Origin of the sequence: Ensifer sp. PDNC004 (assembly GCF_016919405.1) — a bacterium.
In the GTDB taxonomy this organism is placed as follows: domain Bacteria; phylum Pseudomonadota; class Alphaproteobacteria; order Rhizobiales; family Rhizobiaceae; genus Ensifer.
Map to the genome: position 1 here is coordinate 417710 of NZ_CP070352.1, position 16926 is coordinate 434635.

The window sequence follows — 16926 nt, forward strand, 5'->3', positions numbered from 1 at the left end:
AATCATGTCGATTGGGCGCAAACTGCTGATCGCCTTGCCCGTCTGCCTGCTTCTGACGGGGCTGACGGGCTTTGCGATCGAGAAGGCTGACGAGGCCTTCCCGCCACCGCTTGGCGAGGCGGACGTCGTGTCGCGCGAGGTGGACGACGCCAACGGACAGCTCTTGCGCGCCTTCGCAACGCCGGATGGTCTCTGGCGGTTGAAGACGACCGTCGACGATGTCGATCCGCAGTTCCTGAAGATGCTGATCGCCTACGAGGACCAGCGCTTCGAGGAGCATTCCGGTGTCGATCTGCTGGCGCTCGGCCGCGCTGCTTTGCAATTCGTCAGCAACGGCCGGATTGTCTCGGGCGCTTCGACGCTCTCAATGCAGGTCGCCCGCCTCATCGAGCCACGGCAGCAGCGCTCGATCACCGCCAAGCTGCTGCAGATCGCCCGCGCGATCCAGATCGAGCGACGGTTATCCAAGGACCAGATCCTCAATCTCTATCTCACCCACGCGCCCTATGGCGGCAACATCGAGGGCGTGCGCGCCGCAAGCCTCTCCTGGCTCGGCAAGGAGCCTAAACGGCTGACGGCCGGCGAGGCGGCTCTGCTCGTCGCCCTGCCGCAACTGCCGGAAAAGCGCCGACCGGACCGCAACCATGCCGCCGCCGTCGCTGCGCGCGAACGGGTGCTGACGCGGCTTGCGGTTGCCGATGTGATCGGAGACGGCGAAGCGGAGCGCGCGATCGCCACCTCCGTCCCGTCGCGCCGGCTGCAGCTTCCCGCCTATGCCGCCCATCTCGCCGAGAGGGCGTTGCGCAAGGCCCCGCAGGCAGTTCGGCACCAGACAAGCTTGCGCCTTGCCGTCCAGCGCAACCTCGAGGGCGTGGCGAGGGAAGGCGCTGCCAAGCTCGGACCGAAGGTGTCGGTCGCCATGCTGATGGCCGATGCGAAGACCGGCGAGATCGTCGCTTCGGTCGGATCCGCCGACTATTTCGATGCGAGCCGCTCCGGCTGGATCGACATGACCCGCATCACGCGCTCGCCGGGCTCAACCCTCAAGCCGTTCATCTATGGTCTTGCCTTCGAAGAAGGGCTCGTCAGCCAGGAGACGATCATCGAGGATCGACCGGCCGACTTCTTCGGTTATCGCCCGCGCAATTTCGACATGAGCTACCAGGGTGATGTCAGCGTGCGCGAAGCGCTGCAATTGTCGTTGAACGTACCGGCAATCCGCCTTCTCGACGCGGTCGGTCCGGCCGAACTGATGATGCGCTTTCGCCGTGGCGAGGTGAAGCCGGCGCTTCCTGCCGGCGAAGCACCAGGCCTTGCGATCGGTCTTGGCGGCGTCGGGCTCTCGTTGCGCGATCTCGTGCAGCTCTATGCGGCGCTTGCCAATCGCGGCTTCCCGCTCCGGCTCGGCGACGGCGTCGAGGGCAAGGCCGGCCTGATCGAAGCGGAGCCGGTGCTTTCGCCGGTCGCCGTCTGGAATGTCTCCGACGCGCTTTCTGGCGTCTTGCCGCCCGCCGGCAGTCGCCAGCGCGGCATCGCCTACAAGACCGGCACCAGCTATGGCTACCGCGATGCCTGGTCGGTCGGCTACGATGGCCGCCATGTGCTCGGGGTATGGGTCGGACGGCCCGACAACGGCGCAGTTCCCGGCCTGACCGGCTATGGCAGCGCCGCTCCCATTCTCTTCGAAGGCTTCGCCAAATCGGGCTTCGGCATCACGCCGCTGCCCGATGCGCCGGCCGGGGTGGTCCGCATTTCTCAAGCCGAACTGCCGATCAGCCAGCGCCGCTTCTCATTGACAGCAAGCGGCCTCGTCAACGCTTCGGCCCGCGAACCGGCCCCGCAGATCGTGTTTCCGCCCGAGGGTGCGCGCGTCGAGCTCGGCGCGGATCACCAGACGCTCTCGCCGCTGACACTCAAGCTCCAGGGCGGACGCGCGCCGTTCCGCTGGCTTGCCAACGGCAAGCCACTGCCGGAACTCACCCGCCGGCGGGTGACGCAGTGGCAACCGGACGGAGCCGGCTATTCAACGCTGACGGTCATCGATTCCGTCGGCCGCGCCGCCAGCGTGCGCGTCTTCATCGAGTGACGGTGCGGATCTCGCGCGCCGCGTCGTCAGGCCGCTCGGCGAGAAGCGCTTCGATCTCGTCTTCGAGCCGAACTGCATCGAGCGGCTTGTGCAGAAGACGGTGGCCGCTTGCGGTCACTTCCTTCAGCCGCGCCGGCGAGGTATCGCCGGAAAGGATCAGCGCCGGCACCTCCCACCCAAGATAGGCTCTGATCTCCCGGATTGCTTCGATCCCGGTCTTGCCGGCCTCAAGGCGGTAGTCGGTGATGACGAGATCGACCGGCGTCTCTCTCAGGCGCGCAGCCTTCTCAAGCTCCGTTCGGGCCGCCGCGGCCGAACGCCCGGCATAGACGGCATAGCCGAGCGTGCGGAGCAGCAACGTCGTGGCATCCAACGCGTCGCGTTCGTCGTCGATGACGACGATGCCCCCTTGCTGGGTCGCGGCGGTCGGGTGGGCGCGTCCGGGCTTTGCCAGCGACGGCGGTGAGACCACCGGCAATGTGATGGAGAACATCGAACCGCGCCCCTCCGTCGAGACCACCCGAACCGGATGGCCGAGCAGTACGGCGGTGCGCTGGACAATGGCAAGGCCGAGCCCGAGCCCTTGCGATCGATCGCGCGCCGGGTTTTGAAGCTGTACGAACTCCTCGAAGATCGCCTCCTGCTCGGACGCCGGGATGCCGACGCCGGTGTCCCAGACCTGCACCTCCACCGCAGCAGCGCGCCGCCGGCAGCCGATCAATACCGTCCCGGTGCGGGTGTAGCGGAAGGCGTTGGACAGCAGGTTGTCGAGGACACGCTTCAGCATCATCGGATCGGTATCGACCCAGACATCCGTCATGACCACGCGCCAACCGAGATCCTGGTCTTTGGCGATGCCGGAGAACTCGTCCTTGAGATCGGAGAGCAACCGCCGCAAGGATAGCGGCTCGCGCGCGACGGTGACGATGCCTGCATCGAGCTTGGAAATGTCGAGCAGCGCGTCGAGCAGACCGCCGAGACTGCCCACGACCGAGCGCGCGCGGTCGGCGAGATCGCGGGCGCTCTTCGCCGGAACGTCACCGTTTCGGCCGAGCGCTGCCAACGTCGAGATGAAGAGGCTCAGCGCGTGGATCGGCTGGCGCAGATCGTGGCTTGCAGCAGCGAGGAACCGCGACTTCGAACGATCGGCACTTTGCGCCTTGTCGCGCTCTTCCTGGAGGCTGGTAATCAGCGACAGGTTCTCGAAGCGCAGCCGCACCGTTTCGGCGAGCGTCCTGTGGGTGACCCGGCTGTAGTAGAGATCGACGCCGAAGAGGCAGATGGTGAAGATCAGATAGGTGTCGTAGATCGGCCCCTCGCCGAGGAAGCAACGGATGGCGAAAGGCAGCAGGATCGCGACCAGCGAACCGGCATAGGCGAGCGGAAAGGCAGACAGCGACGGCACCGCGCCGCTGGCAATGCCGGTGATCACGATGCAGATGAAGGCAAGCGTCTGCGGCTCGTCCGGATGGAAGGCAAACCACCCGAGCGCGCCCCAGAGGCCGCTGGAAGCCCACGAAAGCAGCGTGAAGCGCCAAGCCCATAGCCTCCAGTCCCGCGTCCGCCCTTCATCCGCCTGCCGCCTGTATCGCCAGTCGAGAAGAATGCGGGCGAATGTCAGCAGATAGAGTGCGGCACCCCAGGAAAGCAGCAGATCCCAGGCCACGAGGTCGCGCAGGACATAAGCAACCGGCAATGGAATTGCGAAATTGGCAAAAAGCACCGCGTAAGATTGACGAAATAATAAGCCTATCAGGAGAGGTTGCAGGTGTTCGCGAGTCTCCATTGCCGCTCCTCTCTCGATGCAACGCGGATATCCGCGGAGAATTGCCTGAATTCGATGAAGGATTGCTTACATGCGCAAACTGCTGACGATCGTGGTGGCAGACGATCACGCCATCGTTCGCGAGGGCCTGAAGCTGCTGCTCTCCACCATGGACCCCGTATCGGTGGTTGCGGAAGCGGCCGACGGCGAGACGCTTACGACCATCGTGCGCGCCAGCAGTCCTGATCTGGTGATCCTCGACCTCGGCATGCCGGGGGTTGCCGGCGTGCAGTTCATCAACGAACTCCGGGCGGTCGCGCCGCGCATGAAGATCCTGGCGCTGACCGCAAACATCGAGCCGCGAACCGTGCGAGCCGTGATCGCGGCCGGGGCCAGCGGTTACCTCACGAAGACCGGCGACCCGGCCGAACTGAATGCAGCACTCGATGCAATGCTCAGAAACGAAATTTATCTCAGCCAATCGGTTCGTTTCGCCATCGACGATCCCCGCAGCCACCAGCCGCCGCCGACAACCGATACGGCGCTCTCTCCCATCCCCCTCACCCGCCGCGAAATGCAGATCCTCTCTCTCGCCGCCCAGGGGCTGACCGCGCGCGAGACCGCCGATCGCCTCGGTATCAGCCCGCTGACCGCCCGCAAGCATCGCGAGAACCTGATGCGCAAGCTCAGTCTGCACAACACGGCAGAGATCGCGGCCTATGCGCTGCGCATCGGCCTGCCGATCGGTTGATATCGCGGTCCTCGCCGGTCTTTCCGGAAATCACCTTCCCTTAACCACGGCAAAACAGGCGATCCTGCCACAACGCCGAAATACGGCACCTGCCGTATGTCAATCGGATACAACCAAGCGTAGTTCTCCCGCTCTATCGCGCCACCGAGATGGTTCGACGCCAAGACGTCGGCCCGGGGCGTTCCGGCTATTTCGGGAGGAGCCGCCATGCCGTCGCTGGAGCATTGGATTTCGTTCGCACTGGCAACGGCGATTTTCGCCTTCATGCCGGGTCCTGCCATTCTCTATATGACGGCGCAGACGTTGGCGCATGGCCGCAAGGCCGGCCTCCTGGCGGCGCTCGGCATTCATATCGGCTGCTACGTCCACATCGCCGCCGCGGCGCTCGGGCTTGCCGCCCTGCTTCACCATGCACCGCTTCTCTATGGGGCGATAAAGCTTGCCGGCGCCGTCTATCTGGTCTGGCTCGGCGCGACCATGCTGCTCGGGGTCGGCAAACATGCCGCCCACGCCGAGGCTGCGAAACCCGGCGTCCTGCGCGACAGCATCGTGGTGGAGGTCCTCAATCCCAAGACCGCCTTGTTCTTCGTTACCTTCCTGCCGCAGTTCGTGGATCCGGCCGTGGCGATGCCGATGTCGCTGCAGTTCCTGATGTTCGGCCTGCTGGTGAACCTTGCCCTGTCGGTCGCCGATGTCGCCGCGGTCTTCCTCGCCTCCTTCACGCTCGGTCGGCTGGCCGGCAGCGCCGGCAATCTTGTTCCGCGCGCCTGCGGTTCGATCCTCATCGGCCTCGGCTTGATGCTGGCGAGCCAACCGATCTGATCGCCCAAAGACGGTACGCGCGCCGGGCGCCACCTTGGTGTATCCTAAAAGACGCTGAAGTCGGGGGGCGCCATGCTGAATGCAACCGAGATCGCCAAGGCCGCCGAGAGCCTGCATCAGGCCGAGCGCGATCGAAAACAGATCGGGCTCCTCTCGATCAAGCATCCCGAAATGACGGTCGACGACGCCTATGCGATCCAGGCTGCCCTGATCCGGCGCAAACGTGACGACGGCCACCGCATCATCGGCTGGAAGATCGGGTTGACCTCCAACGCCATGCAGCAGGCGCTCGGCATCGACACGCCGGATTCCGGCGTGCTCTTCGACAACATGCTGTTTGATGACGGCGCAAGCATCCCCGCCGACCGCTTCATCCAGCCGCGCGTCGAAGCGGAGATCGCCTTCATCATGAAAACCGGGCTCAAGGGTCCGCGCGTCAACATCGTGCAGGTGCTGAACGCCACGGATTATGTGATGCCGGCGCTGGAGATCCTCGACAGTCGCATCGTCCGCACGGATCCGAAGACAAAGAAGGCGCGCATCCTCGTTGACGCGATCGCCGACAATGCCGCCAATGGCGGCCTCATCCTCGGCGGCCGGGCCGTCCGTCCCGATACGGTCGACATGCGCTGGATGGGAGCGATCGTGTCACGCAATGCGGTGATCGAGGAGACCGGGCTTGCGGCCGGCGTGCTCAACCATCCGGCCCGCGGCATCGCCTGGCTTGCCAACCGGCTGGCGCAATGCGGCGACGCGATCGAGCCTGGCCAGATCGTACTTTCGGGCTCGTTCGTCCGCACCCTCGAAGCCAAGAGCGGCGACACGATCGTCGCCGATTTCGGCGTCTACGGCTCAGCGAGTTGCCACTTCGCGTGAAATGGCTAGCGGCAGGCTATTGCACCCGCCACGCGCGTATCACTGCACCAGGATGGCGCGGAAATCGTTGACGTTGGTGCCGGTCGGCCCCGGCTTGAAGAGATCGCCCAGCGCGTCGAAAGCCGACCAGCTGTCGTTCTTCTGCAGAAATGCCGCCGCATCCAGCCGTTGCGCCACAAGGCGGGCGATCGTCGTGTCGTCGGCAAAGGCGCCGGCATTGTCCTCGGAGCCGTCGATGCCGTCGGTATCAGCGGCCAGCGCCGAGACGCCCTTGGCGCCGTCGATGCCAAGCGCCAGCGCCAGCAGGAACTCGCTGTTGCGGCCACCCTTGCCCTTGCCGCGGATGGTGACGGTCGTCTCTCCACCCGAGAGAACGACGACGGGTTTGGTGAACGGCCGACCACGGCCGGCGACTTCGCGGGCGATCGCCGCATGCACGCCGCCAACGTCGCGCGCCTCGCCCTCGATCGCATCGGAAAGAATGATCGCCTCGATGCCCGCGGCGCGCGCCTCGGCAGCCGCGGCTTCAAGCGAGACGGAAGCGGAGGCGATCAACCGGACTTCGTTGCGTGCAAAACGCGGATCGTCAGGCGAAGGCGCGGCGCTATCCGGGCTGTTGATCCAGGCAATGACCTTGGCCGGCAGGTCCAGACTGTAGCGCTCGATCAGCGTCAGTGCATCTTCGCGCGTGCTGGCGTCCGCCAGTGTTGGGCCGGAGGCGACCAGCGCCGGATCGTCGCCCGGAATATCGGAAACGATCAGCGAGACGACCTTTGCCGGATAGGCTGCAGCGGCCAGGCGACCGCCCTTGATCATAGAGACGTGCTTGCGCACGGCATTCATGGCGCTGATCGGCGCGCCGGAGGCCAAGAGCGCGCGGTTGACGGCGATCTCGTCTTCGAGCGTCAGACCGGGTGGCGGCGAAGGCAGGAGTGCCGAGCCGCCGCCGCAGACGAGCGCCACGACAAGATCATCCTCCGTCAGGCCACTGACTTCAGCGAGCAAGCGCTTCGAGGCCAGCAGGCCGTTTTCATCCGGCAGCGGGTGCGATGCTTCCAGAACTTCAATCTTCTCGCAAGGAGCAGCATAGCCATAGCGGGTGACGATCACGCCGGAGAGCGGACCATCCCAGTGCCGCTCGAAGGCCGCCGCCATCTGGGCGGCACCCTTGCCGGCCCCAACCACCACCGTGCGCCCTTTCGGTCGCGCCGGCAGGTTGGCGGCAATCACCTTCTCCGGATCAGCCGCGGCAACGGCCGAGGTGAACAGCGCTTCGAGGAAACGGCGTGGATCGGTGATGGCTGGCATTGGTCTCCCCCTGGAGGATGTCGCGTCGCTCCATCCATACATGTGATCCCAACCCAAATCACGGTTGGAACCTAATGAAAGTCTCGGGCGGCGGTTCCTCCAACCGCCGCCCGGACGCATGACCGGCCCGGAACAATGGGACGCCGGACGAGCCATGCGCAGTCAAGGTCGCCTCACGCGACCTGGTGGTTCGCCATGCGCTCCAGTGCCCGAACGAGGCCGGAGTGGTCGAGACCGCTGTCGCCGTTGGCGGCGCAGTTGTTGAAGAGTTCCTGCGTTGCCGCCGTGTTCGGCAGCGAGATGCCGAGCGACTTTGCACCCTGGAGCGCCAGGTTCAGGTCCTTCTGGTGCAGCGAGATGCGGAAGCCCGGATCGAAGGTGCGCTTGATCATGCGTTCGCCGTGCACTTCGAGAATGCGTGAGGAGGCGAAGCCGCCCATCAACGCTTCGCGAACACGCGCCGGATCTGCACCGGCCTTGGACGCGAAGACGAGGGCTTCGGAAACCGCCTCGATCGTCAGCGCGACGATGATCTGGTTGGCGACCTTGGTGACCTGGCCGTCGCCGCAGTCACCGACGAGCGTGACGTTCTTGCCCATCAGCTTCAAGAGCGGCAGGGCGCGGTCGAAGCTCTCCTGGGCGCCGCCCGCCATGATCGACAGCGAGGCGTTCTTGGCGCCGACTTCGCCGCCGGAGACCGGGGCATCGATGTATTCGGCACCGGTCCCGCGAACCTTCTTGGCGAATTCCTTCGTCTCGATCGGCGAGATCGAGCTCATGTCGATGACGAGCTTGCCCTTGGAAAGGCCATAGGCAACGCCGTTTTCGCCGAAGAGAACATCCTTGACCTCAGGGGTGTCCGGCAGCATCAGGATGATGGTGTCGACGGTCTCGGCGAGCGCCTTCGGCGAGTCGACGAACTTGAGGCCGTTGTCGAGCAGCTCCTGGCGCGGCGGAATGACGAATTTCGAGGTAACGATGGTGTGGCCGGCATCCTGCAGGTGGCGCGCCATCGGCGTGCCCATGATACCCAGTCCAATGAAACCGATTGTTGCCATGGTGCTTAGCTCCTGATCTTGATGATGTCTGCGGATTGGGTGCGCTGGCGCTCGGCGCCGAGCCAGCCAAGGCCCTCGGCCGTCGTGGTGCGCGGCTTGTATTCGCAGCCGATCCAGCCGTCGTAGCCGGCTGCTTCCAGCGCGTCGAAGACGAAGGGATAGTTGATCTCGCCGGTGCCCGGCTCGTTGCGGCCCGGATTGTCGGCAAGCTGAACGTGGACGATGCGATCGGCAAAGCGCTTGTAGGTGCCGATCAATTCGCCCTGCGTGCGCTGCTGGTGGTAGAGGTCGTACTGGATGAACAGGTTGTCGCTGCCGACCTCCTCGATGATCGAAGCCGCCTGTTCGACCGTGTTGAGGTAGAAGCCCGGAATATCGAAGTCGTTGATCGGTTCGATCAAGAGGCGAATGCCCTGCTTGCCGAGTTCGCTCGCGGCAAGCTTGAGGTTGGCGACCAGCGTGTCGCGCAGCACCTGTTCAGAGACACCGTGAGGCGCGATGCCAACCAGGCAGTTGACCTGCTTGCAGTCGAGCGCCGTCGCGTAGTCGATGGCGCTCGCCACGCCTTTGCGGAACTCGTCGACCCGGTTAGGCAGGATGGCGATGCCGCGTTCGCCGCTCGCCCAGTTGCCTGCCGGCAGGTTGTGCAGAACTTGGGTCAGGCCATGGCGCTGAAGCTCTGCGCGCAGGCTTACCTTTTCGAATTCGTAGGGAAACAGATATTCCACGCCCTCGAAGCCGGCCTTGGCAGCAAGGGCGAAACGATCGAGGAACGGCACCTCGTTGAACAGCATTGTCAGGTTCGCAGCGAACTTCGCCATGCGATGTTTCCTCCTTGTGTTTGTCTTGTGAGCGATGCGGGCGGCGGAGCGTCCGCATCTCCTCAGTCATTCGGGGCTCAGTCGAGCAGGGCCGTAATCGCAGTTGGTACGTCTTCACCGCGCAGCGCCAGTTCCTCGAACTCGACGACGGCATTGATGTCGGCGCCCATGGAGATGTTGGTGACGCGCTCCAGGATGAACTCGATGACGACGGGCACCTTGTGCTCGTCCATCAGGGCACGGGCACGGTCGAAGGCTTCCTGGAACTCGTTCGGGCTGCGCACCCGGATCGCCTTGCAGCCGAGACCTTCGGCAACCGCGACGTGGTCGACGCCGTAGCCCTTCTCCGCATCGCCCGACGCGTTGATGTTGTCGAAGGCGAGGCTGACCTCGAAGTCCATGTTGAGGCCGCGCTGTGCCTGGCGGATGAGGCCGAGGTAGGAATTGTTCACGACCACATGCAGGTAAGGCAGCTTGTGCTGGGCGCCGACGGCGAGTTCCTCGATCAGGAACTGGAAGTCGTAGTCGCCCGAGAGCGCAACGATCGTCCGGTCCGGGTCGGCGGCGCGAACACCGAGCGCTGCCGGCAGGGTCCAGCCGAGCGGGCCGGCCTGGCCGCAGTTGATCCAGTTGCGCGGCTTGTAGACGTGCAGAAACTGGGCACCGGCGATCTGGCTGAGGCCGATGGTCGAGACGTAGCAAGTGTCGCGGCCAAACGCCTTGTTCATTTCTTCATAGACGCGCTGGGGCTTGAGCGGCGTCTGGTCGAAGTGCGTCTTGCGCAGCATCGTGCGCTTGCGCTCGCGGCACTCTTCAGCCCAGGCGGACCAGTCGCGCAGCTTGCCGGCTGTCTTCCATTCGGTCGCAACGTCAAGGAACAGCTTCAGCGCGGCGCCGGCATCCGAGACGATACCGAAGTCAGGCGCGAAAACGCGGCCGATCTGGGTCGGTTCGATGTCGACGTGAACGAACTTGCGGCCTTCCGTGTAGGTCGGAACGTTGCCGGTGTGGCGGTTGGCCCAGCGGTTGCCGACGCCGAGAACGAAGTCGGAGGCGAGCATGTTGGCATTGCCGTAGCGGTGCGAGGTCTGCAGGCCGCACATGCCGGCCATCAGCGGATGGTCGTCCGGGATCGCCCCCCAGCCCATCAGCGTCGGGATAACCGGAATGCCGGTGATTTCGGCAAACTCGGTCAAGAGATCGGACGCGTCGGCGTTGATGATGCCGCCACCGGCGACGATCAACGGACGCTCCGCCTCGTTCAGCATCGCGATCGCCTTTTCGGCCTGGGCGCGCGTCGCCTTCGGCTTGTAGGCCTCGAGCGGCTGGTAGGTGTCGGGATCGAACTCGATCTCGGCAAGCTGGACGTCGACCGGCAGGTCGATCAGGACCGGACCGGGACGGCCGGAGCGCATGATGTGGAACGCCTTCTGGAAGACGAAGGGAACGAGCGCCGGCTCCATGACGGTAACGGCCCACTTGGTGACCGGTGCGGCGATCTTGGCAATATCGACAGCCTGGAAGTCTTCCTTATCCAGGCGGGCGCGCGGCGCCTGGCCGGTGATGCAGAGGATCGGGATCGAATCTGCCGAGGCCGAATAGAGGCCGGTGATCATGTCCGTGCCGGCCGGGCCCGACGTGCCGATGCAGACGCCGATATTGCCGTGCTTGGCGCGGGTATAGCCCTCGGCCATGTGGGAAGCGCCTTCGACGTGGCGCGCCAGGATGTGACGAACCGAGCCGCGCGCCTTCAGCGCCGAGTAGAACGGATTGATGGCCGCACCCGGTACGCCGAAGGCGCAATCGATGCCTTCCTTCTCCAGAACGTAAACAGCCGCGTCAACGGCACGCATCTTTGCCATGGAAACTCCTCCTATTTCCTGAAAACATAATCCATAATTCGCGATACACAACACATAAATGGAATTCATTTCCATCATGTGGAAATAAAGATTTTCAACAATTCGGAGAAAATCGCAGCGGGGCCTGATAGAGGATGATGAGCAGAGATGTGATTTGCAGAGAGGCTTCGATGGACGGCAACGGCAGGGGAAAACGCGGGCGCAAGGCGGGTGAGAATGCCGCCCCTTCATCCGTCCAGGTGCTGGACCGCAGCCTCGCTCTGCTGACGGTGGTGGCTGAAGGCGACGGCTCGACCTTGACGCAGCTCGCCGACGAGACCGGCATGGCGCCGTCCACGGTTCACCGCCTGCTGACGACGCTTTCCGGCCACGGCATGGTGATGAACGACCCGGATACCGGCGCCTGGACAGTCGGTTTAAAGGCATTCGAGATCGGCAATGCCTATCTTCGTTTCCGCAAGCTCGGAACCATCAGCCGGCCATTTCTGAAGGGCCTGATGGAAGAAAGCGGCGAGACGGCGAATATCGGCATCGAGGAAGGCGGCGACGTCGTCTTCATCTCGCAGGTCGAAAGCCACGCGCCCATGCGCGCCTTCTTCCGTCCCGGCCGCCGCGGCCCGGTGCACGCCTCCGGCATCGGCAAGGCCATCCTGTCCACCTGGTCCGACAAGGAGATCGCCCAGTTGCTCCACGGCCGCGAGCTTGCCCATTTCACCGACAAGACCCGCGATACGCTGCCGGCGCTCTTGAAGGATATCCAGGAGATCCGCCACCGCGGCTGGTCGGTCGACGACGAGGAGCACACGCTCGGCATGCGCTGCGTCGCCGCCCCGATCTTCAACGAATATGGCGAAACGATCGCCGGCATCTCCATCTCCGGTCCGTCGGTCCGCGTGAGCGACCAGAAGCTCTCGACCTTCGGCCCCATCGTTCGCGAACGCGCCGATGCGCTGACCAAGGCGATGGGCGGCAAGCGGCCGGAAGAGCTTTAGACCCCGACCAACAGTAACGCCGCGCGTCCGATCCGGACACGCGGCGTAATAGCAAGCAACGCGGGCGAGCCCGCGGCAGGGGCATATGCGCCTTAGGCCGTTTCGAGGCTCTTTGCCGTGGTCGTGGCTGCATCCTTCGAAGCGCGTGCCGTCCCCTTCATCGCCTTTCCGGCGACATAGGTCTCGGCGACACAACGGTCGTCACCCATCGTCTGCAGGATGAAGAGTTCCTCGACAAGCGAACCGGCAACCCGCATGCGCAAGTCCATCGACGGCTTGGCGCGGCTGTCGAGTACGACGATATCGGCATCGGCGCCGACATGCAGCGAGCCGATACGGTCATCGAGGTCGAGCGCCCGGGCGTTGCCGAGCGTCATGCGGTAGAAGGAGTTGAACGGCGTCAGCCGCTGGCCCTGCAGGTGCAGCACCTTGTAGGCCTCGTCCATCGTTTCCAGCATCGAGAAGCTGGTGCCGGCACCAACATCGGTTGCGACCGACCAGCGGGCGCCGAGCTTGTCGAAACGATCTCGGTCGAAGAGACCCGAGCCGAGGAACAGGTTCGACGTCGGGCAGAAATTGCCGACGGCACCGGTTTCGGCCAGCACCGAGATCTCGCGATCGCTCAGATAGATGCAGTGACCTAACAGGGTCTTGCGCGTCAGCAGGTCGTAGCGCGCGTAGATGTCGGTATAGTCCTTCGCCTCCGGATAGAGCGACGTGGCGAAGGCGATTTCGTCCCTGTTTTCGGAGAGATGCGTTTGCACGTAGCATTCCTGATGCTCGGCAACGAGCGTGCGGCTCGCCTCCATCTGCTCCGGCGTCGAGGTGATGGCAAAGCGCGGGCAGATGGCGTAGTGCGCGCGGCCGCGGCCATGCCACTTGGCAATCAGCGCCTTCGTCTCGTCATAGCCCTGCTGCGGCGTGTCGCGCAGCGCGTCGGGCGCGTTGCGGTCCATCATCACCTTGCCGCCGATCATCAGCATGCCGCGGGCTTCGGCAGCACCGAAATAGGCGTCGACGCTTTCGGGATGCACCGAGCAATAGGCGGCCGCCGTCGTCGTGCCGTTCGCCAGAAGCTCATCCAGGAAACGGCCGGCGATGAAGTCGGCATGCTCCGGTTTACGGAACTTCTGCTCCTCGACGAAGATGTAGGTGTTCAGCCATTCGAGAAGCTGGGCGCCGTAGGAGGCGATCGCCTGCGTCTGTGGGAAATGAAGATGCGTGTCGATCAGGCCGGGCAGCACCAGATGGGGGCGATGGTCGGCGACCGTGACGCCGGCACCGGCACGGCGGGCGACATCGGCATGATCGCCGATGTCGGCGACCTTGCCGCCGCGCACCAGCACGGCGCCATCTTCGAAGTAGCGATAGGAGGCGGTGTCATCGATGCCCTTCGGTTCCTCGACGAAGGTGAGCACGCGGCCGCGGATCAAGAGATCGGTCATTGGGTCTTTCCTCCATTCACGACCGACTCGTACCAGGCGACGAGCAGCTGCCGCTCTTCGTCCGACACGGCGGTCACGTTGGCGGGCGGCATCGCGTGGCTGCGGCCGGCCTGCAGGTAGATTTCACGCGCGTGATTGGCGATCTCCGCATCGGTCTCGAGCGTCACGCCCTTCGGCGGGACGATCATGCCCTCCCAGCCGGGCTCCTTGGCATGGCACATGGAACAGCGGCCAAGCACCGTGTCGCGCACCTTCGGGAAGGCCTCCGCCGTCACGAAGGGTTGCTGTGCGGCGGAGATTTTTTCTTCGCCGCCGCCCGAGAGAATCTTCGGCACGGTCGAAAGCCACATGATCGCAACGAAGAGAAGTGCGGTCACGAGCCAGGTCCAGGTCGGATTGCCCTTGTTCGCGTGGCGGGTGTTGAAATAGTGGCGGATGGTGACGCCCATCAGGAAGACCAGCGAGGCGATGATCCAGTTGTACTGGGTACCGAACGCGAGCGGGTAGTGGTTCGACAGCATCAGGAACAGAACCGGCAGCGTCAGGTAGTTGTTGTGGGTCGAGCGCTGCTTGGCGATCACGCCGTACTTGGCGTCGGGCGTGCGGCCGGCGATCAGGTCGCCGACGACCACCTTCTGGTTCGGGATGATGATGAAGAACACGTTGGCCGACATGATCGTTGCGGTGAACGCACCGAGATGCAGGAAGGCGGCGCGGCCGGTGAAGAGTTGCGTGTAGCCCCAGGCCATCGCGACCAGGATGAAGTAGAGCAGCACCATCAGTCGCGTGTTGTCACGGCCGAGTGGCGACTTGCAGATCGTGTCATAGGCGAGCCAGCCGAAGGCGATCGAAGCAAGCGAAATGGCAATCGCCACCGGCTTCGAGACATCGAGCACGTTCGGATCGATCAGATAGAGGTCGGCGCCTGCGTAGTAGACCAGGCAGAGCATGCCAAAGCCGGACAGCCAGGCGACGTAGGACTCCCATTTGAACCAGATCAGGTGCTCGGGCATGTTGGCCGGTGCAACCAGGTACTTCTGGATGTGGTAAAAGCCACCACCGTGCACCTGCCATTCTTCGCCATAGGCGCCGACGGGAAGGCCGGGATGTTTCTTCAGACCGAGGTCAAGGGCGACGAAGTAAAAGGACGAACCGATCCATGCAATGGCGGTGATGACGTGCAGCCATCTCACGGCAAAGGTCAGCCAATCCCAGGCGATGGCATAGTCGTACATGAAATTCTCCCATTTCTCCTCTCGCCATTATGTGTCATTGCTGGAGGTCGCGGGAACGTCGCTGCTTCACCAACACTTTCAAAAAAATCTATAAAATAGCGACGGAATGGATAGGCTAGAGAGAGCCCGGAGGAGTGGGACGAAGGCATGTCTTATCTGGACAATGTGCGCGTCTTCGTACGCGTCGTAGAGCTTGGAACCCTATCGGCGGCCGGTCGCGACCAGCGCGTGACGCCGGCAGTTGCAAGCAATAGAATCAAAGAGTTGGAACGCCACATGGGCGTTCGCCTGTTCAATCGGACGACGCGCAAGCTGACCCCGACAGAGCACGGTCGCGTCTTTTACGACGGTGCGGTAAAGATCCTCGAGGCGGTCAACGAAGCGGAAAATGCGATCGCCGATCTCTCGCGCAATCCGAAGGGGGCGCTCAAGATTACTGCTCCCTTAGGGATAGGTCGGCGGCTGATTGCGTCGGGCATTCCGGAGTTTCACGACAAGTATCCCGACATCGAAGTGCGGCTTCGCCTGTCGGACCACAATGTCGATATCCTGTCGGAAGGCGTCGACGTCGCCTTCAAGCTCGGCATCCTCGAAGATTCGAACCTGCGCATGCGCGGCATCATGAATTGCGAGCGCGTTGTCTGCGGTGCACCGGCCTATTTCGAGAAGCGGGGTATCCCTCAGACGCCCGACGCACTCATCGCCGACAAGCACGACTGTCTGCTGCTCAGGTATCCCGGTTCGAAAGAGTATTTCTGGACGCTCCAGACCATGGAAGGCGTGCGCAAGCTCGAAGTCACCGGCCCCTATGATTCCGACGATGGCGATGTGCTCACCCAATGGGCGCTCGACGGCCGCGGCATCATCAACAAGCCACTCTTCGAGGTGAAGGCCCACATCAATTCCGGTGCATTGGTGCCGATCCTCACCGAAACGCCGCCGCTCAGCGTGCAGCTTGCGGCGATCTATCCGCACAAGCGTTTCCAGGACCCGAAGGTGCGGCTAATGATCGATTACATGGCCGAGCGCTGTCAGCGTCTCATCAACGGAATGCTGGCCTGACCATTCGCGTTCCGGCCCCTTCGGCCTGAGCTTTGGAGCAGGGCGTCAAGGCCTAAGCATCGCTACAGGCTGCCGGCCACTCCGACCGGAGGGGTCCGGTTCGTTCGCCCGGGGCGGGGTCCCACGTGGTTCGCAAAATAACAAAGAGGGCGCGCCGATGCGGCGCGCCCTCGATATTTTCCAGAGATCAGCGTTTCACGTCGCTGTGCTTCGACTTGCCGGGAACGCCGTCACCGCCGCCGTTGCCGAAGCCGTTGTTGGCGTGCTTGGGCTTGCCGCCACCGCCGCCGTCACCGCCGGTGCCGCCGCCATCGCCACCGGTGCCGCCACCGTCACCACCCGTGCCGCCACCGTCACCACCCGTGCCGCCGCCATCGCCGCCCGTGCCACCACCGTCACCGCCCGTGCCGCCGCCATCGCCGCCGGTGCCGCCGCCATCACCGCCCGTGCCACCACCGTCACCACCGGTGCCACCGCCATCGCCGCCGGTGCCACCACCATCGCCGCCCGTGCCGCCATCACCACCGGTGCCGCCCGTGCCGCCATCGCCCCCCGTTCCACCGTCACCGCCGGTACCACCCGTACCGCCATCACCGCCCGTACTACCATCACCACCGGTTCCTCCGGTGCCGCCCGTCCCGCCGTCGCCACCGGTGCCGCCCGTGCTGCCTTCACCACTGGTAGTACCCCCATCGGCGTGGGCAACGCCGATCATGAACGGCGCGCTATAGTGCGTCAGCACCGCGAATGCCGTGGACAAGAGCAGAGCACGCGTCAGTTTCTTCATAGTCGTCTCCCGATCTGATGCGTCCCCGTCTCTGTGCAATTGCGTAAAACGCGATT

General features: G+C 64.1%; 14 protein-coding genes. 6 read left to right on the top strand and 8 right to left on the bottom strand.

Features of this window, described 5'->3' with window-relative positions:
• Positions 1-4: 4 nt before the first annotated feature.
• Positions 5-2086: a penicillin-binding protein 1C gene (gene pbpC / locus JVX98_RS01880; protein WP_205236674.1), complete on the top strand. Its 2082-nt coding sequence runs from the start codon at positions 5-7 to the stop codon at positions 2084-2086.
• Here pbpC and JVX98_RS01885 read toward each other — a convergent pair.
• Positions 2076-3782, bottom strand: coding sequence for a hybrid sensor histidine kinase/response regulator (locus JVX98_RS01885; RefSeq protein WP_246764849.1), 1707 nt, complete (start codon positions 3780-3782; stop codon positions 2076-2078). The genes pbpC and JVX98_RS01885 overlap by 11 nt on opposite strands.
• A gap of 160 nt (positions 3783-3942) precedes the next feature.
• Between JVX98_RS01885 and JVX98_RS01890 the strand changes: the two genes are divergently transcribed.
• From JVX98_RS01890 to hpaH, 3 genes are all read left to right on the top strand, one after another.
• The gene (locus JVX98_RS01890; RefSeq protein WP_205236676.1) at positions 3943-4602 is read left to right on the top strand and encodes a response regulator transcription factor; all 660 of its coding nucleotides are present in this window, start codon (positions 3943-3945) and stop codon (positions 4600-4602) included.
• Between the two features lie 207 nt (positions 4603-4809).
• Complete coding sequence (locus JVX98_RS01895) at positions 4810-5424, top strand: LysE family translocator (protein ID WP_205236677.1); 615 nt, start codon at positions 4810-4812, stop codon at positions 5422-5424.
• A gap of 72 nt (positions 5425-5496) precedes the next feature.
• Positions 5497-6300, top strand: coding sequence for a 2-oxo-hept-4-ene-1,7-dioate hydratase (gene hpaH, locus JVX98_RS01900; RefSeq protein WP_205236678.1), 804 nt, complete (start codon positions 5497-5499; stop codon positions 6298-6300).
• A 39-nt stretch (positions 6301-6339) separates the two neighbouring features.
• Here the strand turns inward: hpaH and JVX98_RS01905 are convergent, their stop codons facing one another.
• From JVX98_RS01905 to gcl, 4 genes are all read right to left on the bottom strand, one after another.
• Positions 6340-7608, bottom strand: a complete 1269-nt coding sequence (locus JVX98_RS01905; protein WP_205236679.1) for a glycerate kinase — start codon at positions 7606-7608, stop codon at positions 6340-6342.
• Positions 7609-7781: 173 nt separating this feature from the next.
• Positions 7782-8666: a 2-hydroxy-3-oxopropionate reductase gene (locus tag JVX98_RS01910; RefSeq protein WP_205236680.1), complete on the bottom strand. Its 885-nt coding sequence runs from the start codon at positions 8664-8666 to the stop codon at positions 7782-7784.
• Positions 8667-8671: 5 nt separating this feature from the next.
• On the bottom strand, positions 8672-9487 hold the full coding sequence (gene hyi / locus JVX98_RS01915) for a hydroxypyruvate isomerase (RefSeq protein ID WP_060530281.1): 816 nt from the start codon (positions 9485-9487) through the stop codon (positions 8672-8674).
• A gap of 77 nt (positions 9488-9564) precedes the next feature.
• Positions 9565-11349 (bottom strand): glyoxylate carboligase, encoded by a 1785-nt coding sequence (gene gcl / locus JVX98_RS01920; protein ID WP_205236681.1) that lies wholly within the window; start codon positions 11347-11349, stop codon positions 9565-9567.
• Between the two features lie 170 nt (positions 11350-11519).
• On the opposite strand from gcl, the gene JVX98_RS01925 reads away from it, so the two are divergent.
• Positions 11520-12341, top strand: a complete 822-nt coding sequence (locus tag JVX98_RS01925; protein WP_192449647.1) for an IclR family transcriptional regulator — start codon at positions 11520-11522, stop codon at positions 12339-12341.
• Between the two features lie 92 nt (positions 12342-12433).
• On the opposite strand, the gene guaD is transcribed toward JVX98_RS01925, so the two are convergent.
• A complete protein-coding gene (guaD, locus tag JVX98_RS01930) occupies positions 12434-13786 on the bottom strand; it encodes a guanine deaminase (protein ID WP_205236682.1) in 1353 nt (450 codons plus the stop codon).
• Positions 13783-15021 carry a urate hydroxylase PuuD gene (locus JVX98_RS01935; protein ID WP_192449645.1) on the bottom strand — a complete coding sequence of 413 codons (1239 nt, stop codon included), beginning with the start codon at positions 15019-15021 and terminating at the stop codon, positions 13783-13785. Before JVX98_RS01935 ends, guaD begins: the two co-directional genes overlap by 4 nt.
• Positions 15022-15168: 147 nt before the next feature.
• Here JVX98_RS01935 and JVX98_RS01940 point away from each other — a divergent pair, with 147 nt between their 5' ends.
• Positions 15169-16083: a LysR family transcriptional regulator gene (locus JVX98_RS01940; RefSeq protein ID WP_192449644.1), complete on the top strand. Its 915-nt coding sequence runs from the start codon at positions 15169-15171 to the stop codon at positions 16081-16083.
• A 187-nt stretch (positions 16084-16270) separates the two neighbouring features.
• Here the strand turns inward: JVX98_RS01940 and JVX98_RS01945 are convergent, their stop codons facing one another.
• Entirely contained in the window at positions 16271-16870 is a 600-nt protein-coding gene (locus JVX98_RS01945) for a hypothetical protein (protein ID WP_205236683.1), read from the bottom strand.
• Positions 16871-16926 lie beyond the last annotated feature (56 nt).